The following is a 21,706-nucleotide window of genomic DNA, read 5'->3' as shown; positions in this document are numbered from 1 at the left end:
CTCCGCCCGATGATCGAACTGTGGCTGACTGGCTGGAAGGACGACGCGATAGGGATTTCAGGCGAGTTCGGTGTTGCGCAAAGGCGATGATATCTGAAGTGGCGTCTGCGCCCATCGCGGACTGTCTCCGCTGAGCATCGGGAAAAGCCCCTCAGTTATCCGCCAGCTTTGCCAACGAATATAGTTGGCCATTAGTCGATGTCGATTGGTCTTCGAACGGAATATCCGTGCGTGTGCGGCTTGAGCCCAATATAACCAACCTTCTTCGCAGTAATTCAAGAATTGCAACCGACGCGCGCCAGTCTCCCGTGCAGAAAACACTCACCCCGTTTCACAGGTATTCAGACGCGACGAATTGCGAGGCTGTTCACATCTCCAGCCACGACGGCATGCTACCGTGCGGCGCGGTATGATCATTGAATCAGTCTTTTAATGAAGTAGGATTGGACTGCCTGAACTAAGATCAGGCTCTGAGATGCTGAACCACCTGCTACTCACAAGGATCCTGGCATGGAAATCAGGACGTGGCTGAGAGGGCTGGGCCTCGGACGGCATGAGTCCCTGTTCATCGCGAACGCCATAGATTGCGATGTGCTACCGCAATTGACGGAACTGGACTTCGAAAAGATCGGTATCCCGCTCGGCGATCGGAAGCGCCTCATGAGCGGGATAAATGCACTTCCCTCTCGCCCTCCCTCACTTGTCCCGAACGCTGCAGTTGCGCCCTTCGCGGAACGGCGTCATCTCACAGTGATGATTTGTGATTTGGTTGATTCGACCGCCTTGGCGGCCCGGCTTGACCCGGAAGATATGGGTGCCGTTATCGATGCTTATCACGCCGCTTGTGCTCGTATAACGCGCTCCTATGACGGCTTTCTCGCGGACTTTCGTGGAGACGGCATACTTGCCTATTTCGGCTATCCCATTGCACATGAGGACGATCCCGAACGAACAGTTAGAGCAGCACTAGACATCATTGCTGCTGTCGCACGGCTTGAAACGCGCGCAGGTGAACCTCTTGCAGTACGCATCGGCATCGCTACGGGAATGGTGGTCGTGGGCGACCTCGGCGGTGAAGGCAAACTTCGTGAGCATTCCGTAGTTGGAGGCGCTCCTAATGTCGCGGCTCGAGTCCAAGCCTTGGTCGAGCCGAATACGGTGGTCGTCGCCGAGTCTACGCGCCGTCTTCTCGCCGATATCTTTGATCTTCGCGATTTGGGCGCACACCATCTCAAAGGCATTAGCACGCCCGTCAGCGCTTGGGTCGTTAAGGGCCTCTCGGCCTCCAAGAGCCGCTTTGAGGCGGTACGACCGGCAGAGCTCAGCTATCTCGTCGGCCGCGATTCCGAATTGAAATTCCTGTTGGAACGCCAGCATTTGGCTCGGGCGGGCGAAGGCCAGATCATCCTCATCTCCGGTGAGCCAGGTATCGGCAAATCACGGCTTGCAACCGCTCTGACGGAATGTGCAGGTAGCCATCTATCAGAAGTGCAATGTCGCTATCAGTGTTCGCCTTATCACGCCAACAGTGCACTTCATCCCGTGGTAGAGCAATTGGAGAGGAGCGCTGGGATCAAAGCGGAGGATGCGGCCGAGAAGCGGCTCGATAAGCTGGAGGCGCTGCTCGCTTTGAAAGCGCCGGAACTTGAGGCCGTGGCACCACTTTTCGCTGGATTGCTATCAATCCCCTTCGAAGGCCGCTATCCGGCACTGCAGCTAAGTCCCGCACAGCAGCGTCGACGCACACTTGCCGCGCTGCTCGATCATTTCGAGAGCCGATCGCGCAAACAGCCGATCCTCTTGCTCTTCGAAGATGTTCACTGGGCCGACGACACCACCCTCGAACTGCTCGACCTCATCGTCGAACGAGCCCGTCTGCTGCCTATCCTTGTGCTGGTTACCTTTCGACCAGAGTTTGAGCCTGCTTGGACAGGACTTGCAAATGTTGGAAGCCTGACGTTAGGACGGCTCAATCCCGACGATGTTAAAGGCGTGGCCACCCAGGTGGCCAATGGCCGTGCGCTTCCGACCGACGTGATGAAACAGATCATAACCAAGACGGATGGAAATCCACTTTTCGTCGAGGAACTCACAAAGGCTGTCCTCGAAGCGGGAATTCTGGTTGAAGATCAAGATCGCTATCAACTCGGCAGTCCGTTGCCGCCTTTCGCGATCCCAGAAACCCTTCACGATTCCCTCATGGCGCGGCTCGACCGCCTGCACTCAGTTAAGGAGATTGCCCAAATCGGCGCTACCATCGGTCGTGAATTTCCCTATTGCTTGATACGAGCTGTGGTCGCTCGAGAGGAGACGCGTTTGCAGCAATCCCTCTCTGAACTCGAACAGGCCGGACTCATTTTCCGACAAGGTGACTTGCCGGATGCGGTGTACACATTCAAGCACGCATTAGTGCGAGATGCGGCTTATCAAAGCCTACTGAAAACACGACGGCGGCAGCTCCATGCTCAAATTGGGCGCGCCCTGGAGGAAGAATTCCAGACAGCCGCCGTGAACGACCCTGAAATTCTTGCGCATCATTTCACCGAAGCCGGCCTACTTGAACAGGCTACTGATTATTGGCTCAAGGCCGGAAAGCGTGCGCTCGGCCGGTCCTCCAATGCCGAGGCCGTAAAGCATCTGGCGCGAGGGCTGGAGCTGATCCGACAGCTGCGGAGTTCACCACAACGCGACCGCAAGGAACTGGATTTCTATCTGTCTCTTGGGCCAGCAGTCGCCGCGACTGAGGGCGACGCTGCGCCTGAAACATTACGGGTCTTCTCGCGAGCTCGCGCGCTGCTTGGCGAATGTGCGAGCCTCGAAGAGCGAATGACGATCCTATGGGGCAATTACCTAGCTCACAGCATGCGCGCAGAGTATAGCACAGCACTCGAGGATGCCCACCAATGCCTTGCGCTGGCCGGAGAGTATGATCATCCTGGCGTCTCTGTCTTAGCCACACGCTTCATCGGACAGACGCTGCATTGCACAGGCGTGTTCGCCGACGCGCGCAACCACCTGGAGCGTGCGCTCTCGTTGTGCTCAACCAATCCAGTCACGATATCGACCTATCGCCGCTTTGGAGTCGATGACGCGGTGAACAGCCTAGCTTGGCTCTCGTCGACCCTATTGGTGCTTGGTTATCCTGACCAATCTGCAAGGATCCTCGAGCAGACCGAAACTCTTGCTCGAACGAGGCAACAAAGCTTCACAACCGCGCTTGCTCTGGGGAACGTAGTCATTTTGGGAATAATCGGGGGCGACGCACAGCGTGCCTTGGCGCACGCCGACGAGGCGATATCACTCAGCGTTGAGCATGAATTCGCGGCGATCGAACGAAGAGCACGTTTTTTCCGTGGAGCACTATTAGCCCAAGCAGGAGAACTTCAAGCCGGAATCGACCTGATGCGCAGCGCCTTGGCGGCAACTTACCGCAATTCTGAACGAGGCCGTCGCACTCTCTACTTGGGCCATCTCGCCCTCGCTCATTCCAAACTCGGAGAACCGGAAGTTGGACTTCGTCTGCTCGAAGAAGGCGTTCAGATGGTGCAGTCAACAGGCGAGAGGTTCTTTGAGGCCGAGTTGCATCGTCTTCGCGGCAGCATCAACCTAAAGCTCGGCAGGCATGACCAAGCAGAGGCCGAGCTGCAGAAGGCCGTGGCGATTGCGCGGCAACAACAAGCCCGCTGGTGGGAGTTGCGTGCCTCGATCTGTCTAGCGCGGCATTGGAGTAAGGAAGGCAGATATTTCGAAGCTAGGTCCCTCGTAAAGCCAATATACAATTGGTTCACAGAAGGTCGAGATACACCCGATCTGGCAGACGCTAGGACTCTCGTGAACGAACTGAGCGCAGTTTCAGGACTGAAAGAGGAGCCAGATCATAGCAACTGCTAGCCACGCCTCTCAACATTACTCCCGTCAACTGACCAGCTTCCAATCACCGCCTCCCCTTCGACCCCTCTCGAGCCCTACTGCCCGTTCGTTCAAGCCTGGCAAGGGCGCTCTCGACATCTTTGATTGCCTTCTTGAGCTGCTTCTCGCGATTTAAAAGAATACTCTTGAGTTCTTTTCGCTGCTCGGGGGTCAATGGGGCAGATTTGATCAACTTCGCAAATGCGATGAAAGCCATTGCTTACGCTCCCGTTGGTAGAGGTCGTCAGGCGGTGATCACGATGTGCAACGGTGGAATGTAATATTCTCCAATATCACGGGCCTGTAGTCAAACGGCATTCTTCAACTCGATCGGCCCTCCTGCTGCGCAGTGGTGTCGTGGCGCGCGAGAACCAACGGCAACGTTACCCATCTCACGAGCACCGACATAGCTTTCAATTCCGATTCTTTTTTTGCTACTTCGGTCGTGAGGTGCGCTTCGTGCGACCGGTTCGGGCGATCCGAACAGCCGGAGGGTCATGCTCGGGCCTTCGCTGCAACAAGCGAAGCATGGCAAACTGGTGTTGATCCAGCTGTTTGGCAAAGCTCTCAAAATTGGTCGCCTCACTGCCGATCTGGCTTAACCAAACAAACGCATTGTCCAGGGTGCGTAGCTCGGGCGTCCGGTATGACAGTAGATCGCGATAGTAGGTGGCCGAGTCCTCGCAAAACAGATCACGTGCGATACCGTTTACGAGCCGCCGCACTCCATACTTTATTCCCGTGATGGCCGCTCCCGATATACCATTGCTCAAGATCGCTCCGAACGTGAAGTTGTGTAATCTCCGCAGGAACGGAGCGGCCCCCCGGTGCCGCTCTGTGAATTCAAAGGCTTGGCCCAAATAGGGATAGCGCGCGAGTAGCTCGCTCTCCTCGCCGCGTGGAGGCGTGAAGCGGTCGCGCCAAAGGGCTATTTGCTCAAAGAATAGAGCGAGCTCCGGACGTGCCGAGAGATCCGTCTCGGCTCCGCTCGCGAAGATCAGGAAGTCGAATTCGAAGCTGCGATCGATGCTTCGGACCCTCGCAACACCGCATGCCTCCTCAACGAAGCTCCAGTCGCAGTTGGGATGCCAGGCAAAATTCTCAAACTTGAGGCATCGCCAATAGGCGTCCTGTGTGGGCGGGACAGGAAGCTCCACAAGAATGTGGCGCATGAATCGCCAGCGGTCCAGGTCCGTCAGCTCCCCGAAGTGGCCCAACATGCCGGCGAAATTCATCCAGGTAAGTGGGTTGACTCGTGGTATCTCCGAACGGCGGAAGCAGAGGTCTACTCGCGCGGCGCCCATCTCAAGTGCAAGAGCTGCATTGTCAAAAGCGGATGCCCCTGCACCAAGGATGCCAATGCGTTTTCCCGCGAGCTTGCGAAAATCGATGTCATCTGCCGAATGCGCATAAAGATCTGCTGACAAACACATAACCAGAGACTTAGGAACGCGCCAGCTACCGCTTCCCTCAAAGCCCGTTGCGAGAACGATCTTTCTTGCATGTACGCGCTCAATCCCGTCGGCACGACGGATATGAGCAAGAAGGAGATCACCTACAGGCTCAATCGATGTTAATTCGACGTCGTTTTCGACCGGGAGATCCAAGACGTCCCGATACCAATCCAGATAAGATCGCCAGATCTCCTGAGGGAGGGTATCTATCCGATCCCATGCTCGACGCCCAAATTTTTCTTCGTACCACGCCCGCACCGTCAGACTCGGGATGCCGAAATCAATGCCAGTCACCTCTTTCGGCGTGCGCAACTGTTTCATCCGAGCAAAACTTCGCCAAGGCCCTTCAAAGCCATTTTGGCGACGATCGATGATCCTGAAGTTTACTATACGCTCAAGCCTCAAACCGAAGGCTATTCCCAGCCCGCTCTGTCCAGCGCCGACAATCAGAACGTCCAGAACCTTCACGCCGTCTATAAATCGCGGGACTGTCCATTCCCGAGCCGGATAGTCCAAATAAGTCAGCTCGCGCCGAACGCGCTTCGTGAGTTGGGAGACGCTCATGGGACGCTCCTGCCGCTGCGATCGTGTCAGAAATGATCTTCGCTGTTCAGCCTAATTCTGTCTCATTATCATCGGAGGCAAATGATGGCTCGATCACGGATCACGCCAAATCTTCCCTGGATTGGTGACTTGGCGCGCACGGCCGCTCGCCCAATCGCGCCGAGCCTACGCGGTCGAGACGAAGTCCCCTTCCGCAAACTCGATGCAGTGCCGAATAGCGCGGAACCATTCGTAGCTCGTCACCGTAGCTTTTCACACTAGCTTCGGGTGAATCGTCGGCATTTGCAAGGAGTTCAACGGCTTGGCCAATGCTGTTTGGAGGAGCGGTGATCCTCGCGGCGTATCAGAAGGCAGAGACGATGAGCAACGCCAGAACGGCTGCACTAAACGTCAGTGTCCTTCGATCACCTTTTTGATGTCGGCAGCGTTCGAAAGTTCCTCCTGTATGAGCAATTGGCTGGCCAGTCGGCTGACGCGGTCTATGTTTTCGATGACGATGCGATGAGCCTCGGACTCTGCCCAGCCTAGTTCAGCAACAAGCATTGCCGGAGCATGCTGATCGATCGTGCTCACCACCCAACTAAGGTCTCCGGAATCGTAGGTTGGACCGTCTCCGACCTCGCCAGACGCAAGCTCCGCTGCCCAGCCCGCCATCGCCACAATGCTTTCGCGCTTGCGCTCAGACAAAACGCTGCAGTCACCCGCGGGCGCATGCTGCGAGCGCCCATAGCTTTCGCCTTCCCGGCGGATCGACACGAGTGTGACGGTGAATCCCATCGCCCAGGAAGCAACAGCGTGCCCCGCTTCGTGCCAAGCCGTTCGGCGGCGTGTTGGCTGCGCATTCATCGAAGAAGTTTCCGCTAGTAAACGAAGCTCAGGAAAGCCTCGTTTGTGCCATCTGACGGCAGGGTCTATTCTTGGCAGCGATGCTATTCCGGAAGATCTAATACCTAGGAACTCGGTGCGTCCGACAGTCGAACGGCCCGTCTGAGCCAGAGCCCTTGATGTTGGCATTGTAGTATTGCCCCATCGACGGTGCGGTCAGAAAGGCTTCAAAGGTCGCTGCCGGCATCTCGCAATACGGGTAGTACGCCGACCTCAATTGCACGACCATGAACTGCTGAGATTTGTCGTAGCACGCGCGATTGATGAAGCTGCTCCGCGAGACATCGGTGCAGGCAAAGGGCGCAAGATCAAGCTTGCCGTAGTACTTTACGTCGACCGTCTCTGCCGCCGCCCAGGTAGCGCCGGCGAGAGAAGCTGCGATGAGGACGGCAAACCGAAACATTTAAAATGTCTCCTTACACTAGACCCGCGTTGGAACTCAGGGATGTTTTTCGGTTTTTGAGGCGCGATCTTCGGCGGCTATTGCCTCCTTCTCGCACATGTAGGCGCCGCGTTTCGTAGTGCCGTAGCTCTTCGTTCCCGCAAAGTGATAGACCTTCGACGGCAAGTTAACCCAGACGACGGTGTCGGTCGGGCAGCGCGCTTTTGCGGAAGCTTCGTCTGCAAACTGCCCGGCCTCCAGCGTTGTCTGGTCTTTCGGCGTGGAGGCTTGCCGAGCCGGCGCAGGTGCCGCGGTCGTCGTGGGGGCCGGCTTTTGCGGCGCGGGGGCTGGTGCAGCTTGCGTGGCGGTCGGTGCCGGCCGACTTGGCGGGGGCGCCGCGGGGGTTGGCTTGGGTTCGGGGGCAGTCGCAGTCGGCATTGTGCCGCCGGCCCTGCACTGCTCGACATAGGCCTTCTCGGTGACGCCGCGGGCTTGCATGCCGGCCTTGTCGGCCCGCCATTCGGCTACGCATTCCTTTGCGGTCTTCTGGGAAGCCGACGTGCTGGTTGACGGTGACGGCGCCGCAGCGGGTGGAGGCGTTGCAGCGCTCGGCCGCTGCGGAGGGGCGGAAGCCGAAGGCGCCGTGCCTGCCCTACACTGTTCAACATACGCTTTTTCGGTCACACCGCGGGCTTGCATGCCGGCCTTATCGGCGCGCCACTCGGCGGTGCACTCTTTTGCGGTTTTTGATCCAGTGGCTGTCACCGCCGGCGGCGGCGCCTCTGTCGGCTTCGCCACCGGCGCGGCAGCGGTCGGTTCCGCCCCAGCCCTGCATGTTTCAACGTACGCTTTTTCGGTCACGCCGCGAGCTTGCATGCCGGCCTTGTCGGCGCGCCACTCCGCTGTGCATTCCTTTGCAGTCTTTGCGAAAGCCGGAGCCGCCAAGATGCTGCATACAACCGCAGCAGCGATGAGACCATTACCGATCTTCATGTTCGTTCTCCTGGTTCCGTGGCCTGCTAATCCGCCAAAGTGGTCACTTCGTCTCGTTGGGCAGTGATCGCGCGTACGCCGCGACTGAACCGCGGACGGCCGGTTGTAAAAAAGCCGCTGCACGTGGTTTTCGCGTCGCAGCGATCGCATTCTTCCACGAAGCCGTTTTTCCAGTCCGAGATCGACTGGAGCGCGTGCGGCCAGACAGATTTTGGAAGAACACACTTGGGAAGATTGTACACCGACACGTTGACGCCAGCGGCGCTCAAGTGATCGACGGCCCTCGCGAGTCCGTCGCCATAGTCCACCGGATCCATCCAGAGCATAGCATCGTTTGCAATTGCAAAGCCCGTGTTTTCAAGGCCCATCAACGCGACGTGGTCGACGAACGGCAGATTGCGGGCAATCCACCGACCCGTGTCCTCGATGATCGGCGCGGTCAATGCATGCAGGACGACGCGGATTTCGACCCGTTGTCCCCGGTCCTTGAGCTTCAGAATGCCCAGGATCGTCTCGTCGAACGCACCCTTGGCCTGCACGACGTGATCATGGACATGATCGACCGAAGCATAGACCGGAATGGCAGCCATCAGGTTCGGGTGGCCGATCTCCTTCCAAGCATCGACAATCCGCGAGTCGGAGAAAGCGCGGCCGTTGGTGAGGACCTGGATGGCGGTCGCCGGCAGCCGGTCGCGGCACTCCTTCAGGACGCCGGTGAAATCTTCCCAATCCGACAAGGTCTCTCCGCCGGTGAACGTCAGCGCACGGGTGGCCCGATCAATAAGAGGCAGGCTTTCCTTTATTTCGTTGAGTATCCACCGGTCATCGACATCTTTCGGTGGTTGCGAGCACATCAGGCAATAGTTGTTGCACCGTTCCGTGACCAGAAACGAGTTGTGCGCCGAATTCCGGCGATACAGCGTGCGGAATCTCCTCGATGCATGATCGAAACCGATGACATCGCCGTCCGCGAGATAGTCATACTTCGGGGGAACGGCGACGAGCCGTCCTGTGAACGTACCGGGTAGATCGATTGCGCCGTCGGAGACGACAAGGATGGACGGGAAATCGGCTTCTATTGCGCGCCGGATGTCGCCTGGCGTTCTGGCGAGCGCGAAATCAGCCACTTGACGTTCGGCGGCACTGTCGACCGACCGGAGCCTGAGGACCGATCGGGCCTTGTCCGAGGAAAATCCAGCGCTCTGCGAGGCCGTGCCATAGAGAGGAAGGATCATGCGGCGGCCCATCGTCGCAAGATGGCAGCATCTTCTGGAGAGTTCTCCAGAATGTCCAGCAAAAGGCCCATGATGCCTTTTTGCCGAGCGCAAAATGCCGACAGAGGTTTGATTCCCAGGGCGTCACCCTGCGTCGCGTGATGATAGACGGGGTCCGCACCGCAGTGGCTCTCATACACACAGGTCGAGCATTCGGGGGCGCACTGCGTCAGCGACGACGAAATCGCTCCGATCAGCTTATCCGACAGGATGAGCGAATTGTAGCTGTCGTGTTCGACATGACCGAGCCGGAAAGCGTTGTCACCGGTCTCGGCCAGCATCCTGCCTTCATCCGAAGCGAAAACACTGCCGTCATAGTTGTAGACCAGCGCGCCGAGACCGGCGCCGGCGGGGCTGCGCAAATCAACGTAACCGATGGGTCGGTCCGAGAGCATCCGTGTGAGAAGCAGCGCCGCGTAGAACTCCCGGAACGGGGTCCCCTGTCGGTTGATCTCCAGAACCCGGCGCAATCCTCGCTCGTAGAACGCAAGCCACTTCTGCGCGTCGTACTTGACGAACTGCTTTGTTTTGATCGCAAATCCGAACGGCGAAAGCGGGCGCAGGAAGATGCCATCCAGCCCTAGTTGGAGATATTCGTCGATGATCTCATCGACGCGGTCGAGGCTCGCCTCCGTGGTAGTCATCAAGGCCCCGACCCTGTCGGGACCTAGAATCTCCCTGGCTCGCCGGATTCCAGCAACAGCTAGTTCATGACTGTTTGCACCGGGTCGGGGACGGTTTTTGTTGTGCAGGTCGGCTGGACCGTCGAGCGAAGTTGAGAGCAGGACCTTGTTCTCTTTGCAAAATTCGAGAACGGTGTTGTCCAACAAGGCCAAGTTTGAGGCGATGACGAAGTCGAGCTTCTTCCCGGACCGAGCCTTCGCAGCGGCAACAATCTTCCTGATCAGCGGAAAATTGAGAAGTGGCTCCCCGCCCTGAAACTCAATCTTGATCCGTGCCGTTGGGCTGGCGAACGCTATGTCGAGGGCACGCATCGCGGTCTGTTCGTTCATGTCGAAACGTGAGCGGTCGGTGCTTTGACGCGAAACCTGGCAATAAGGGCAAGAGTGCTCGCACCGCAGCGTCACGACAAAAATGTGGAGCGGGGTCGTCTGCTGCAGGAACGACATCCGGCTTCTCAGTCGCGCCGCCAAAAGCTGCCGCTGTGCCTTCTGGTTCGCTCCGGTGACCAGATGAGCGGCATAAGCCTTTTCGTATAGGCCGTCGCCGGGCCTGACCTGAAGGTCGACAAGCCGGCTCAGTTCATCTTCAGACAGGCGGACGAAATCGCCAACCATGTTGGCGACGAGATATTGGTTTGCTCCGGCGCGCTCAAAATTGAACGGCAACAACGAAAGGTCTTCCGTTGCCGCGCTGAAGCTCTCAGGACGTAGAAACCGCGCCATGGTCCTCCGGCAGGACTTTATCCGGCATCATTTTTGTTGGCGGCCAGGGCCCCAAAGGCAAGTGCAAGGATTACATTCCGAACGCCTTCGGTTTTGTCCGCGACGCGAGCCCGCAGGTTTTCGTCGGCAACAAGGTGCAGAAACCGCTCCTTCAGTTCGTCCGAACTGAGCACGGCTCCCTTTTGCGCAGAAACCAGGCGGCAAACGTAGCGGTCGCCCGCCCGGTCAACCTGACAGGTCGCCGTTCCGATCAGGCGATACGCTGCCGCATCCAAAGCACTGAGGCTTTGGATGCTTGAATCGAAATCGACAGCTACCTCGACCTGAGACGCCGCAGGAAGTTTAGCGGCTGGAGGCATGGGACGCATGAGAGGCATGTGAAGCATGCGACGCGTGGGAGGCATGCTGGGCGACGATGGTGCCGTCGGCCTGCTTCGTCATGACGAACCCAAGAAGGTCTTCACCCACCTGATAGTGGGCGTTTGCCTGAAGGTTGGTGCCAGCGTTTTCGGCCGCCACCGCGGTCGTTTCGTTGGCAACTACTGCCTTGGCCTCGACTCCCTGAACTGACATTCCGGTAAGTGATGCGAGCGCAGCACCAAGCGAAAGCACAACTTTTGACTTCTCAGTCATATAGCCCCCCATTGCTTATTTGCTCAAAGAATATGCACTCTTACAACTCTCGAGGGCAAGAAGTCTATAGTTCCATTGGCCGAGTGCTGGACAGATCCATCCGCTGCGCGTTTCGGCACCGAATTGATAATGCTACGCTTTGTCTCGAAAAACGGGGCCAGGCGAAGCGATGTTTTCGTCAGAAACTGGTGGAAAAACGCAACGTCGGCGCAATGCATTCACCTTTATTAGCAGACGAAAAGGGCGACGCCCCGCGCCGAAGTTGGCTGCATTGTCGGAAGACGGGGCCGACTTCTGCAACGTGACGCGACATCCGATGCGCGCGCTACCCCAGCGAAGGCCGATCTGGCCGCCATTTGTAGCTTACAACCGTAGTTGTTTAGGCCCGCTGGCTAGCTCCGGACCGAAATACCAAACAATCCAGTGCGTAACATATATGGTGTGGAGGAGCCCCGTTCCGCTGTATCAGGGCCGATGCAAATCACACGGTCTGTGCCTTAGTCCTCCAGCAGCTCTGACGCTGGAACGCGGAGGCCTTTCGCAATGCGGGCAATATTGTCGATTGAAACGTTGCGCTCGGATCGCTCAACGCCGCTCAGATATGTTCGGTTGATTCCACAATCGTGGGCCAAGGCCTCCTGGCTAAGCCCACGGACAGCCCGAAGCCGGCGCATATTTCGCGCCAAAGTGTCTCGCAGCGGCCCCTTGTGAGTCCTTTTCACAAGACCCATTTCGGCGCCTTGTTGCTTTTAAGACGACCGCTTTTAAGTTACAATCGTATTTGGCGGGTCGATAGGGTTGGAAATGATCGTCAAAAGCAGAGAAGCGGCGACGGCGATAGTCTTGGCTTTGGTATGTCTCGCCCCTGCAAAGGGGACGGAGGACCTATCGTCGTTCGGCGTACGGGTCGAGACGACGGGGCCGGTACGTCCGGTTGCGCCGGCAACCGAGGCCGCAGATGGGCGTTGGACGGCTCCGGTGTGCGCCGAAATCCAACGAGTGGAGAGGACCGTTATTTCAGGCGCTCTCCCGGCTGATAGGGCAATGACACGGATCGGGCTGTTGATGCTGGAGCAGCTCCATTGCGGCATCGACGTTTCCAAGAAGATCGCTGCAGACCAAGCCATTCTCGAGAACGTGCAGCGGAAAGCGCAGGGTGACTACGAGGACAACATGGCTGCAGCGCGGCGTGCTGCTTCCCGTCCTCAGCAACCAATAGTAGTGCAGGTCCCCCAACCCGCGTCGTAGCCGGAGCTTCCTGTCCCGCCCGGACCGCTGAATTGCCTCACCAATCGATTGGGAGGCGGCATGTCATCCACTACTTGCCGATGAAAACCACTCGGTCGCCATTGCGATCGCCACCCATTCACCAGATGGCACGCTCGTCGGGTCCTACTTTGATGCGATGGACTTCCCGCCAACATCTAGAAATGGCCAAGCACCTGGATGCGAAAGCCAGCCTAGCTACCGGCGAAAAGAAGGCCCGGCTCTCGGGACTTGCGGCTGTGGGCCGACTTCTCGCTGAGAAAGCGATAGAGCAAGAGCGCCTCAGTTTGGAAGAACCGGAACTCGACGCCGATAAATATCGCCAAGCAGTCCCCTATCTGAATGCTGCAGTAGCCCATCTGCCTCCAGGCTGTACCGATCCGCGCACCATCGTGAAAGCTATAGTCGGACATTTGGCCAGCATGGGCCTGGATGAGGAAGAAATTCTACACTGCAAACCTTATGTGAAGCGATTTACCAAAGACATGATCAATCGCCAGACACCAAGCCGGCGCGAGGTGCTGGGGCGCGATAGCCAGCAGGCGACAGGTTCACCGCTTCAGAATATTGCCGAAGTGCTAGAGGTACCCGATAAGGATATTGATCTAGCGGAGGAAGTGTTGGCGATCCCCGCAAAAATGCTCAAAAACCCGCCGATCCTCGGCAGCTACCCGTGCCCGTCCCAACATCAAAGTCGTCGAGTCGAGACGCTTTGGATTGCAGAAGCCCTACTTCGTCCCTCGTTCGATGCTGAAACCTTGCTGCGGGTGATCGCTGAACCGAACTGTACGATCGTGGAGTTGAGTTCAGCCGCAAGCCTATTCGAGCACCCGTTCACTTGCCGAGAAATCGTTGCGCCAGATGAGGCCGCGCGATTCTGGGCCGAACTGAACGCCATCATGGCTGGGCCGTTCGATATCAACGGGAGAATGGGTTTGGACGGCATCACGATCAAGGTCGACTGTCGGACGCCGGCGGGCCAGAAACGATTCCAAGTGTGGTCGCCAGAACCTACATCACATACCGGAATGCTCATCGGCCTGATCTACGATCTTGCAGAGGAGGCTTCGAATGCTCCTGCGGCCATCCAGTGCCTAGAGAGGCTCCGGAGTCATTTGCGCAATGGTACTTAGGTCGGCAAAGCCTCCAATCTTTAATACGCGTCCAATTTCGGAAGCGGCGTCAGGCCAGCCTCTTCTCCATTATCTCGGAGGAGTCCGGAGACGCTCGAGCGGTGACCTCCGCGCTGCTTCCTTGAGCGTCTCGGTGCCGTCGAGATGTTTCACTGTCCCATTTGCTGTTCCACAAAAGCAGCATTGTTTCATATCTTCGCCGAACATCTATATCGGCTGTAGCGCCCATTTCGTAAGCATCCGGTGAGGACCGCGTAGCGGTCACTCAGGCTGCTTGGTTGACTTGCTTATTTCGGTCGCGCCAATTCCAGGGCAAAAGTTCGTCGAGCCGTTGTACGGGATGTGCAGCGATGCGTGCCAGGACGTCGGCGAGCCAAGCTTGTGGATCCACGTCGTTCATTTTGGCTGTGACGATCAGGCTGTACATCATCGCGGCACGGTCGCCGCCGCGGTCGGAGCCACAGAACAGCCAAGACTTCCGCCCCAGGGCGATGCCGCGCAGGGCTCGCTCGGCGGCGTTGTTCGACAGGCAGATGCGGCCATCGTCGAGGAAGCGGGTAAACGCATCCCAGCGCTTGAGCATGTAGTCCATCGCCTTGGCAACGTCGTTGCGCCGGGAGAGCTTGGCGCGTTGTTCACGCATCCAGACTTTCAGATCGGCCATCAGCGGCGCGCTCAGCTCCTGGCGGACGGCCCGGCGCCGTTCGGGCGTCTCGCCGTTGATGCCTCGCTCGATCTCGAACAAGGCGTCGATCCGACGGACTGCTTCCAGTGCCAGAGGCGAGATCACCGCTGGCTTTTTGCCTTGTACCTTGCGGCGCGCATTCTCCGCCAGATCAGCCATCACGAAGAACGGTCGTCGGGCATGGACCCAACACGCCGCTTCCAGGATCGGACCTACGTTGCGGCTCGGGTCGTAAAGCTTGCCATAGCCGCCATAGGCATCGGCCTGGAAGATGCCGTTGTAGCCGGCCAGATGGGCCTGGGGATGCTCGCCCGCGCGATCGCGCGAGTAATAAAACACTGCTCCCGGCGGGGCCTGCCCGCCAAAAGGCTTGTCGTCGCGTACATAGACCCAGATGCGGCCGGTGTCGGTCTTGCCTTTGGCCAGGACCGGCACCGTCGTGTCATCCCCGTGCAATCGCTCGGCACTCAGCACATGGGCCTCGAGGCGCCGGAACAAGGGCGTCAGCGCAACAGTGCAGCCACCAACCTGGTCGGCGAGGGTCGACAGGCTGATCGGCACGCCTTCCTTGCCATAGCGTTCGGCCTGACGGTTCAGCGGCTGGTGCTGGCCGAACTTCTCGAACAGCACCATCGCCAGTAAGCTGGGGCCGGCCCAACCACGGTCGATGACGTGGAACGGCGCCGGGGACTGGCTGATCTTCTCGCAATCACGGCAGCTGAACTTCTCCCGGACGTGCTGGATCACCTTCCAGGACTTCGGGATCACCTCCAGCGTCTCGGTGATGTCCTCCCCGAGCTTGGACAACCTCGCTCCGCCGCAGCAGGCGCACGCCACAGGTCCCGGCACGAGCACCCGCTCGCGAGGCAGATGGTCCGGGAACGGCTGGCGCGACGGCCTCTTGCGCGTGAACGAGGCCACCTTCGTCGTCTTGGCCGCGGCCATTTCGGCAGCGAGTTCGTCCTCAGTCGCTGAGGCCTCGAGCTCCTCCAGCGTCAGTTCGAGCTGATCCAGCAGCCTTGCGGTACGCTCCGAGCGAGGGCCATAACGATCACGGTTCAGCTTTTCGATCTGCAGCTTCAGGTGAGCGATCAGAGCATGGTCGTCGGACTGCTGGGCGCGAACGCTGGCGAGTTCGGCGCGCGTCGCCAGCAACGCCGCTTGCAGCGCCTCAATGTCTTCCGGCAGCTTCTGGGGACCGTCACCCATGCACCGATGGAATCACAAAAGCGACGATTTGGCGTGCGCTTTTTGCAATCTCACGGGACTATTGCGCAACCTATCCTGCGCTCTGCGGCCGCCAGCTGTGTTGGGGATTGCGCCAGTCGATCGCCTCCAGCAAATAGCCCATCTGAGCTGCGGTCAGCGATACCACGCCATCCACCGTCGCCGGCCAGATGAAGCGGCCACGGTCCAGTCGCTTGGCGTAGAGCGACAGCCCGATCCCGTCGTGCCAAAGGGCTTTGATCAGGGTGCCAGCACGACCACGGAACACAAAGACGTCGCCGGCAAAAGGATCCCGCCCCAGCCCCTCCTGCACCAGCAATGCCAGACCCTGCATGCCTTTGCGCATGTCAGTGTGACCGGTTGCGATCCAGATCCTCGCCCCTGCCGCGATCGGGATCATCGCCGCTCCAGCAGATCCAATACGCGAGACAACGCGGTCATATCAACGCCGGCGTCCACGATCACCCGACAGGCCTTGCCGACGACAATCTCCATGCGTCCGCTCGCTGGCCCCGCTAAAGTTACTGGCGGCGCCGGCGGTTGGTCCGGCATCACCATCGCTGGCACAAACGCTGGCTGAGGTTGTTCAGTATTGCTCGTCCGCGTCCCAAACGATCGTCGCCAAGTCAACAGGAGCGAGCGCGAGATGCCGTATCGTCGTGCTGTCGACGAGACCGCGCGCGGGGCCTGCAAACTCTCCAGAACGATCTTGAGTTTCTCATCATCGGTCCAGCGACGGCGACGGCCAGTCTCGACAACCTCGAACCGTTCAATCTGAGCACTGAACTTATTGCTGTCCATAAGGGCTGTTACACAGCACTGGTATTAACCCGACAAGGCGGCCCTCACCGGAGGGAGACCCCATTTCGGAGAGCCAAGCGAGGAAAGCCTACGCCCCCTCTCGATGTACCGCCTAGAATGGGATGGACACGCAATGTCTCACCGCCCTTTTTTCGAATTGTCCCGCCCCGAACTATGGGGCTACGTCACCTCACTTGCCCCCTTTAAAGGGGGCAAGTGTGACGTGACACGTGATGGACGGCGTCACAGACCTTCGCTGTGACGAGTTGTGATGCTTTGTGATGGCCAAACAAAGTCGCCACAAATGCTTATAAGACCTGACTTTTTCAGCGTCACATGGACGCGCTTGAATTGCTCGCGCCAGTTGCCCGCCGGATTAATGATCGAGTGCCGCTTGAGGCGATCCCGCCAAACGTCCATTGTGACAACGCTAGCCTCTGCCGGTATTCGATCGTCACCCGATCGCGGAGTTGCGCTATCGGATATGCACTCAAACAGGACGCGCAAAGCTTCCTCAGCCTTTGTTTTTGTCCTGCGATTGTTAGCGTGGATAGGCCCCTCAGCACCTTCGCCGGCGACGATTGCAGTGGTAATGGAATCCCCATCCTCATCCCGGCCGAGTTCGAAGGCTTCGAGCTTAAACCGCGCGATCACACGCTCGGGCTGATCATTACCCTTGACGACCTGTGCAGTCTTGGTGATCTTCCCGCTGATCTGCACCATGACGTCGACATCGCCCACGTGGGCATTGCTACCCCGCGCCCCGCGCCTCTCGTCCCTACCTGTATGCCCGACCAGGGCAACATGTACGTTCAGAAGCGCGTGTACACGTCGCAGATTGGCGGCGGCCCTGTTTTGGTCCCGCGCCTTGTCTTCGTCACCTCCGCCCGCCGCAATAGCCTTGGCGTAGGTGTCAAGGATGATAAGTCCCACTTCGCGACCGAACCGCTGTTCAGCGGCCTTCACTGTGGAAACGATGGTTTCGACGCAACCTGGATCGATCAAGTCGATGACGGAGTCGACTACGACAATTGGCAGACCCGTTAGCCCGTCCCGTTGGTGGTAGACGTACAGCCTGCGCTTGAAGAGGTCGCCCCGCTCCAATGCGAACACCACCACCCCGCAGCTGGCCCTTGCACGATGCCCCTGCCAGTCAATTTTCGCGGCGCAGTGAATTGCGATCTCTGTCAAAAGCGCCGATTTACCGGCGCCCGGAGGCGCGATCCAGGCAGACGTCTCCCCCAGTGCAACGATCCCCTTCAGAAGCCATTGCTTGTTGGCGAAGTCGCCGCAATCGTCGAAATGGGTGAACTTGAGAGCACGGGTGTTGCTCAATTCAAAAGGCAGCGACGCATCGAGTTCAGATACTGCGGCCAGCGACGTTTCGTCCGAGCGACGGTCGGACGACGCAAGGACTGCCGAGTCAATGAGAGTAACTACGGCCTCTTGCGAGAGACCGTGCTGTGCGCCCATCACATGCAGGTAATCAACAAGCTGCAGGCGGACATTCGACTGTTCACCGATCGATGCAAGCCGCAGAATCTCAGTTGCCGCACGGACAAACTGCCTCGCTAGAACGTTCCGATCGGTCCCCGCCAGCGTCCGCATCCAACTCTGGAGCACGCTTTTTATCTCCAACGGGAGATCATTGGCGTCCATCTCGACGGAAATACCAGGACGGTCGTCGTTAGAAGGAATTTGATTAAAAAGGATCGCCTCAATATTCGACGCTGCTGCGCCTTCCGCGGCGCCGCAACAGTCGGAAACATCTGCCGATTCGATCATGATTGGCGTGGCTTGATCATGATGTTGCGGCTCAAACGCCGGCACGTCCGCCGGCTGTTCAGATTGGATCGCCAAGCGCATCGGTTCGTTTTCTAGCCTACGCAGCGCCCGTGCGACGCTTAATCTCTTCGGCGAGCCGGCGCTCAACGTAGCACTCAATGCTACGCCACAAGATCTTGCGCGAACCGCCCTCGCGGTAGCTTTCCAACTCTCCCGAATTGAGAAGCTGATAGATCTTAGCGCGCCCGATCTTCAGGGCGATCATTGCTTCGTTCACGCTCGCCACAATCGAGCGCTTGTTGCCGTAGGTTGTGTTCATCGCTTCGGCTACATGAGATGACATTGAATGTACTTTCTTGGCTATCGTTGGTCCAAACGAACACCAAAGAACACAAGCGAATGAGGCAGAAAGAGGAGGAGATGCTGAGCGAGCGTCTCGCTAGTACCGGGTGCCGAGCTGATGCGCGAAGACCGTACCGTACCGGTTCAGTACCAGTCCCGTACCGGTTCGGTACCGATAGAGAACCGGTACGGGACGAGTGCCGGGTCGATAGATTGCCGGACGTGACCTAATGCTGCCGTGCAAGTTGCTCTCGGATTGATCTATATGATCTTTTTGCGCATCCCTTTGCGCAAACGCGGATATCGGGCGTCGAAAGCGCGTTGCCTGCCAACTAGTAATTTAGGTCATACGATTGCGCTGTTGCCTCTGCCTGTGCTTCAGCCGGCTCACCTTGATCAGGCGCTCATCGCGTAAATTGTTGGGGATAGAGAGGTGCTGTGAAGCGAGCTTCTCGAGCGATGTCGTTGGGCTTGCGGCTTCGACCGGACAACTGGGCGATGCCCATTGGCGATCACCTCTGCCGACGCCAACACAGCGGCCGCTGACAATGTCACGTTCGGCTGCGCAGTGACAGTGTCCAAGGTACCAGTCGCCTCAGCAGAGATGTCTCACTGTTCCACTCGCCGTCCAACAGAAACAGCAAGCGGACGCCACGTTGGGCGGCAGGCCTACTTCCTTGAAGGTGATCGACCCGCGTCGATGCCGTATCGATGTGATGCCACTCTTCGAGGATACTCCCTCCTCCAAATCGCTTTGTTTGTGTTCGCTCTTTTGCGGCTTTGCTTGATAGCTACGGTTGAAATCTACGGTCATGGCTTCGAAGCAGGGTCTCGCAATCACGGAGCGCGGAGGTGTCGGCTTTTGGGGTAGGAAGCAGACGCAGGTCTTAGAGCGACTGGATGCCGGCTTGTGACCCCAACCGGAAGTTTGCTGGCTCCAAGCACCGTTGCTTATTTGACCGCTTCAAGAGGTCGGTATTCCGCACGGACCATGCGTCGGGTGATGTAAGGCGCCTACACGTTGATCTCGCCGGCGGCCCGCACAATCGCTGCAATCGCTGCCTTGGCTGCCGGCGACGAGGTTCTCCCTCGTAAACGGACGATGCCCGTGCTCGACGGCGGCGACAGCCAGCCCTGCACGACAAGACGAACGAGCGCGCCGGACTCCAGCTCCTCTCGTACCGCCGCGTCCGTCGCACCCAGAACGGTATCGGTGGTGAGCGCGACAGTCTTGAGCATGCCATAGTTGTCGCACTCGAGCGCAATGGTGGCATCCTGGCCCTCAGGCAGGCCCAGCAAAGCGGCCAGTTCAACCGTTGAGGGGCTCAGCAGCTTAGGTACCGCAAGACCGTACGCCCAGACTTCCTGCAGCGTGTGCTCGCGCCCAGCCAGCGGATGGCCTGCCCGCACATACAGGTTGGCCGGTTGCCCCCCGATCAGCTGGATTTCCAGCGCGGCCTCCCTGGGCATGTCGCGCACATCGGCGGCAAAGAACTCGATGCTCTCGGTACGCAGACTCTCCAGCAACTGCACCGAGTTGCCGACCTCCATGCGCAACGCCAACTGCGGGTGCTGGCGGCGAAGCGCCACAAGCGCACGTGGCATAAGGGTGGCCGTCAACAGCGGCCCTACACCGAACGCCGTGTCGCCTAGCTGGCTGCCGCGGTAAAGATCCACGTCACGCTGCAGGCAGCGTGCCTCGAAGAGCAGCTTGCGCGCCCGCTCGATGACGAATTCGCCGGCCGGGGTTGGGCGGACATCACCCACGTCGCGGTCGAACAGGCGGATACCCAAGTCGCTCTCGATGGCCTGGATGCTGCGGCTGAAGGCCGGCTGACTCAGGTGGACAGCTTCGGCGGCGCGGGCGAAATGCAGGGTGTCGGCAAGGGCGACGACGTGGTTGAGGCGGCGCAGATCCATGGTAATGCGCTCCTTGCATCAAGATAATGAGAACTATGCATTAGACGCATCGGGTTGGCACTCCTAAAATCGTTCCCACGATAAAAAAACATGTGAGCGAGAGGAGACCCCACATGAGCTCGCAACTGCAATACCTCCTGATCGGCGCCTTCATCCTGGGCTTTGCCGCCATGGAGGTCATCACCCGTCGCTACCAGACCACCGTGCGAGACAACGCGACAGCCAACGACACCTGGCTGGAGGTGCTGATGTTCGTCAGCCTGATCGCCATCACCCAGCCGATCGCACTGTTGGGCAGCAACGCGCTGTGCAACTGGCTCATGCCCGCGCAGCACAACGCCTGGGCCAACCTGCCGTGGTGGGCCATGGCCGGCCTGCTGCTGATCGGCGATGACCTCACGCAGTACCTCTGGCACCGCGCCTCGCACACGCCGCTGCTTTGGCCGCTGCACCGCGCGCACCACAGCGCGGCCTACATGAGCGTGCGCATTACCTACCGCAACAACTTCTTCTACTACCTGATGATGCCGGGCCTGTGGATCGGCGGCGTGGCGGTTTATCTTGGCTTCGGCCCGATCTATGCGGCGTATTTGGTGGTCAAGCTGGCGGTCATCCTGGGCGCGCACTGCGCCTGGGCGTGGGACGCGCCGCTGTACCGCATCCGCGTGCTGCATCCGCTGATGTGGGTGCTGGAGCGCACCATCTCCACGCCGGCCACGCACCAGGCGCATCACGCGCTCACCAACGAAGATGGCATCGGCCACTACAAGGGCAATTTCGGCAACCTGCTATTCTTCTGGGACGTGTTGTTCGGCACCGCGCATATCACGCGCAAATATCCGGCCAAGGTCGGCCTGCAGGACGACATCCTGTTTGGCCCGGAGCGCTGGACGACGCAGATGTTCTACCCGCTGGTCCACTCCAAGCGCGAGCATTCGGCGCTGCGCCCCGGCGGCTATGGCTTCACCGAAGCCGACCTGCAAACCGAAGCCAAAAAGTAGGCCGCATGAACGACCGCACCTCATCGGTATTGTTTAGGAGAAGGCG

The 21,706-nt window shown here is 58.7% G+C and carries 19 protein-coding genes; 4 read left to right on the top strand and 15 right to left on the bottom strand.

Annotated features, from left to right (window positions below):
* The first annotated feature begins 510 nt into the window (after positions 1 to 510).
* Entirely contained in the window at positions 511 to 3,891 is a 3,381-nt protein-coding gene (locus AAFG16_RS25950; RefSeq protein WP_342729899.1) for an AAA family ATPase, read from the top strand.
* A gap of 452 nt (positions 3,892 to 4,343) precedes the next feature.
* Here AAFG16_RS25950 and AAFG16_RS25945 read toward each other — a convergent pair whose 3' ends face one another.
* The 9 genes from AAFG16_RS25945 to AAFG16_RS25905 all read right to left on the bottom strand — a co-directional run bounded on the left by AAFG16_RS25945 (position 4,344) and on the right by AAFG16_RS25905 (position 12,174).
* Positions 4,344 to 5,927 (bottom strand): NAD(P)/FAD-dependent oxidoreductase, encoded by a 1,584-nt coding sequence (locus AAFG16_RS25945; RefSeq protein WP_342729897.1) that lies wholly within the window; start codon positions 5,925 to 5,927, stop codon positions 4,344 to 4,346.
* A 390-nt stretch (positions 5,928 to 6,317) separates the two neighbouring features.
* Complete coding sequence (locus AAFG16_RS25940) at positions 6,318 to 6,773, bottom strand: hypothetical protein (protein WP_342729895.1); 456 nt, start codon at positions 6,771 to 6,773, stop codon at positions 6,318 to 6,320.
* Positions 6,774 to 6,870: 97 nt separating this feature from the next.
* Entirely contained in the window at positions 6,871 to 7,215 is a 345-nt protein-coding gene (locus tag AAFG16_RS25935; protein ID WP_342729893.1) for a KTSC domain-containing protein, read from the bottom strand.
* 36 nt (positions 7,216 to 7,251) lie between these two features.
* Entirely contained in the window at positions 7,252 to 8,187 is a 936-nt protein-coding gene (locus AAFG16_RS25930) for a hypothetical protein (RefSeq protein WP_342729891.1), read from the bottom strand.
* A gap of 26 nt (positions 8,188 to 8,213) precedes the next feature.
* Entirely contained in the window at positions 8,214 to 9,422 is a 1,209-nt protein-coding gene (gene hxsC / locus AAFG16_RS25925; RefSeq protein ID WP_342729889.1) for a His-Xaa-Ser system radical SAM maturase HxsC, read from the bottom strand.
* Positions 9,419 to 10,867, bottom strand: a complete 1,449-nt coding sequence (gene hxsB / locus AAFG16_RS25920; protein ID WP_342729887.1) for a His-Xaa-Ser system radical SAM maturase HxsB — start codon at positions 10,865 to 10,867, stop codon at positions 9,419 to 9,421. Before hxsB ends, hxsC begins: the two co-directional genes overlap by 4 nt.
* A 17-nt stretch (positions 10,868 to 10,884) precedes the next feature.
* Positions 10,885 to 11,226, bottom strand: coding sequence for a hypothetical protein (locus AAFG16_RS25915; RefSeq protein ID WP_342729885.1), 342 nt, complete (start codon positions 11,224 to 11,226; stop codon positions 10,885 to 10,887).
* Positions 11,210 to 11,500 (bottom strand): His-Xaa-Ser repeat protein HxsA2, encoded by a 291-nt coding sequence (hxsA2, locus tag AAFG16_RS25910; RefSeq protein WP_342729883.1) that lies wholly within the window; start codon positions 11,498 to 11,500, stop codon positions 11,210 to 11,212. The genes AAFG16_RS25915 and hxsA2 overlap by 17 nt, the downstream gene beginning before the upstream one ends.
* A 497-nt stretch (positions 11,501 to 11,997) precedes the next feature.
* Positions 11,998 to 12,174, bottom strand: coding sequence for a helix-turn-helix transcriptional regulator (locus AAFG16_RS25905; protein ID WP_342740971.1), 177 nt, complete (start codon positions 12,172 to 12,174; stop codon positions 11,998 to 12,000).
* Positions 12,175 to 12,544: 370 nt separating this feature from the next.
* Here AAFG16_RS25905 and AAFG16_RS25900 point away from each other — a divergent pair, with 370 nt between their 5' ends.
* Both AAFG16_RS25900 and AAFG16_RS25895 read left to right on the top strand, forming a co-directional pair.
* Positions 12,545 to 12,748 (top strand): hypothetical protein, encoded by a 204-nt coding sequence (locus AAFG16_RS25900; RefSeq protein ID WP_342729881.1) that lies wholly within the window; start codon positions 12,545 to 12,547, stop codon positions 12,746 to 12,748.
* A 182-nt stretch (positions 12,749 to 12,930) separates the two neighbouring features.
* Positions 12,931 to 13,899: a hypothetical protein gene (locus AAFG16_RS25895; protein ID WP_342729879.1), complete on the top strand. Its 969-nt coding sequence runs from the start codon at positions 12,931 to 12,933 to the stop codon at positions 13,897 to 13,899.
* Between the two features lie 265 nt (positions 13,900 to 14,164).
* On the opposite strand, the gene AAFG16_RS25890 is transcribed toward AAFG16_RS25895, so the two are convergent.
* From AAFG16_RS25890 to AAFG16_RS25865, 6 genes are all read right to left on the bottom strand, one after another.
* Complete coding sequence (locus AAFG16_RS25890) at positions 14,165 to 15,793, bottom strand: IS66 family transposase (protein WP_194482923.1); 1,629 nt, start codon at positions 15,791 to 15,793, stop codon at positions 14,165 to 14,167.
* A gap of 70 nt (positions 15,794 to 15,863) precedes the next feature.
* Positions 15,864 to 16,211: an IS66 family insertion sequence element accessory protein TnpB gene (gene tnpB, locus AAFG16_RS25885; RefSeq protein WP_080134400.1), complete on the bottom strand. Its 348-nt coding sequence runs from the start codon at positions 16,209 to 16,211 to the stop codon at positions 15,864 to 15,866.
* Complete coding sequence (locus tag AAFG16_RS25880; protein WP_080134401.1) at positions 16,208 to 16,612, bottom strand: transposase; 405 nt, start codon at positions 16,610 to 16,612, stop codon at positions 16,208 to 16,210. Before AAFG16_RS25880 ends, tnpB begins: the two co-directional genes overlap by 4 nt.
* A gap of 243 nt (positions 16,613 to 16,855) precedes the next feature.
* Positions 16,856 to 18,478, bottom strand: coding sequence for an AAA family ATPase (locus AAFG16_RS25875; RefSeq protein WP_342729869.1), 1,623 nt, complete (start codon positions 18,476 to 18,478; stop codon positions 16,856 to 16,858).
* A 16-nt stretch (positions 18,479 to 18,494) separates the two neighbouring features.
* A complete protein-coding gene (locus AAFG16_RS25870) occupies positions 18,495 to 18,716 on the bottom strand; it encodes a DNA-binding protein (RefSeq protein ID WP_342729867.1) in 222 nt (73 codons plus the stop codon).
* 1,037 nt (positions 18,717 to 19,753) lie between these two features.
* Entirely contained in the window at positions 19,754 to 20,659 is a 906-nt protein-coding gene (locus tag AAFG16_RS25865) for a LysR family transcriptional regulator (protein ID WP_342729865.1), read from the bottom strand.
* Positions 20,660 to 20,772: 113 nt separating this feature from the next.
* On the opposite strand from AAFG16_RS25865, the gene AAFG16_RS25860 reads away from it, so the two are divergent.
* A complete protein-coding gene (locus tag AAFG16_RS25860; protein WP_342729863.1) occupies positions 20,773 to 21,660 on the top strand; it encodes a sterol desaturase family protein in 888 nt (295 codons plus the stop codon).
* Positions 21,661 to 21,706: the final 46 nt, after the last annotated feature.

Source organism: Bradyrhizobium sp. B117, assembly GCF_038969555.1.
GTDB lineage: Bacteria > Pseudomonadota > Alphaproteobacteria > Rhizobiales > Xanthobacteraceae > Bradyrhizobium.
This window is presented reverse-complemented; position numbering and strand designations above follow the sequence as displayed.

Coding starts and splice junctions, on each gene's coding strand:
- AAFG16_RS25915 (WP_342729885.1), bottom strand. CDS start 11,226: ATGCCTCCAGCCGCTAAACTTCCTGCGGCGTCTCAGGTCGAGGTAGCT.
- tnpB (WP_080134400.1), bottom strand. CDS start 16,211: ATGATCCCGATCGCGGCAGGGGCGAGGATCTGGATCGCAACCGGTCAC.
- AAFG16_RS25860 (WP_342729863.1), top strand. CDS start 20,773: ATGAGCTCGCAACTGCAATACCTCCTGATCGGCGCCTTCATCCTGGGC.
- hxsB (WP_342729887.1), bottom strand. CDS start 10,867: ATGGCGCGGTTTCTACGTCCTGAGAGCTTCAGCGCGGCAACGGAAGAC.
- AAFG16_RS25880 (WP_080134401.1), bottom strand. CDS start 16,612: ATGGACAGCAATAAGTTCAGTGCTCAGATTGAACGGTTCGAGGTTGTC.
- AAFG16_RS25950 (WP_342729899.1), top strand. CDS start 511: ATGGAAATCAGGACGTGGCTGAGAGGGCTGGGCCTCGGACGGCATGAG.
- hxsA2 (WP_342729883.1), bottom strand. CDS start 11,500: ATGACTGAGAAGTCAAAAGTTGTGCTTTCGCTTGGTGCTGCGCTCGCA.
- AAFG16_RS25940 (WP_342729895.1), bottom strand. CDS start 6,773: ATGAATGCGCAGCCAACACGCCGCCGAACGGCTTGGCACGAAGCGGGG.
- AAFG16_RS25945 (WP_342729897.1), bottom strand. CDS start 5,927: ATGAGCGTCTCCCAACTCACGAAGCGCGTTCGGCGCGAGCTGACTTAT.
- AAFG16_RS25905 (WP_342740971.1), bottom strand. CDS start 12,174: ATGCGCCGGCTTCGGGCTGTCCGTGGGCTTAGCCAGGAGGCCTTGGCC.
- AAFG16_RS25870 (WP_342729867.1), bottom strand. CDS start 18,716: ATGAACACAACCTACGGCAACAAGCGCTCGATTGTGGCGAGCGTGAAC.
- AAFG16_RS25930 (WP_342729891.1), bottom strand. CDS start 8,187: ATGAAGATCGGTAATGGTCTCATCGCTGCTGCGGTTGTATGCAGCATC.
- AAFG16_RS25865 (WP_342729865.1), bottom strand. CDS start 20,659: ATGGATCTGCGCCGCCTCAACCACGTCGTCGCCCTTGCCGACACCCTG.
- AAFG16_RS25875 (WP_342729869.1), bottom strand. CDS start 18,478: ATGCGCTTGGCGATCCAATCTGAACAGCCGGCGGACGTGCCGGCGTTT.
- AAFG16_RS25900 (WP_342729881.1), top strand. CDS start 12,545: ATGACACGGATCGGGCTGTTGATGCTGGAGCAGCTCCATTGCGGCATC.
- AAFG16_RS25895 (WP_342729879.1), top strand. CDS start 12,931: ATGGCCAAGCACCTGGATGCGAAAGCCAGCCTAGCTACCGGCGAAAAG.
- hxsC (WP_342729889.1), bottom strand. CDS start 9,422: ATGATCCTTCCTCTCTATGGCACGGCCTCGCAGAGCGCTGGATTTTCC.
- AAFG16_RS25935 (WP_342729893.1), bottom strand. CDS start 7,215: ATGTTTCGGTTTGCCGTCCTCATCGCAGCTTCTCTCGCCGGCGCTACC.
- AAFG16_RS25890 (WP_194482923.1), bottom strand. CDS start 15,793: ATGGGTGACGGTCCCCAGAAGCTGCCGGAAGACATTGAGGCGCTGCAA.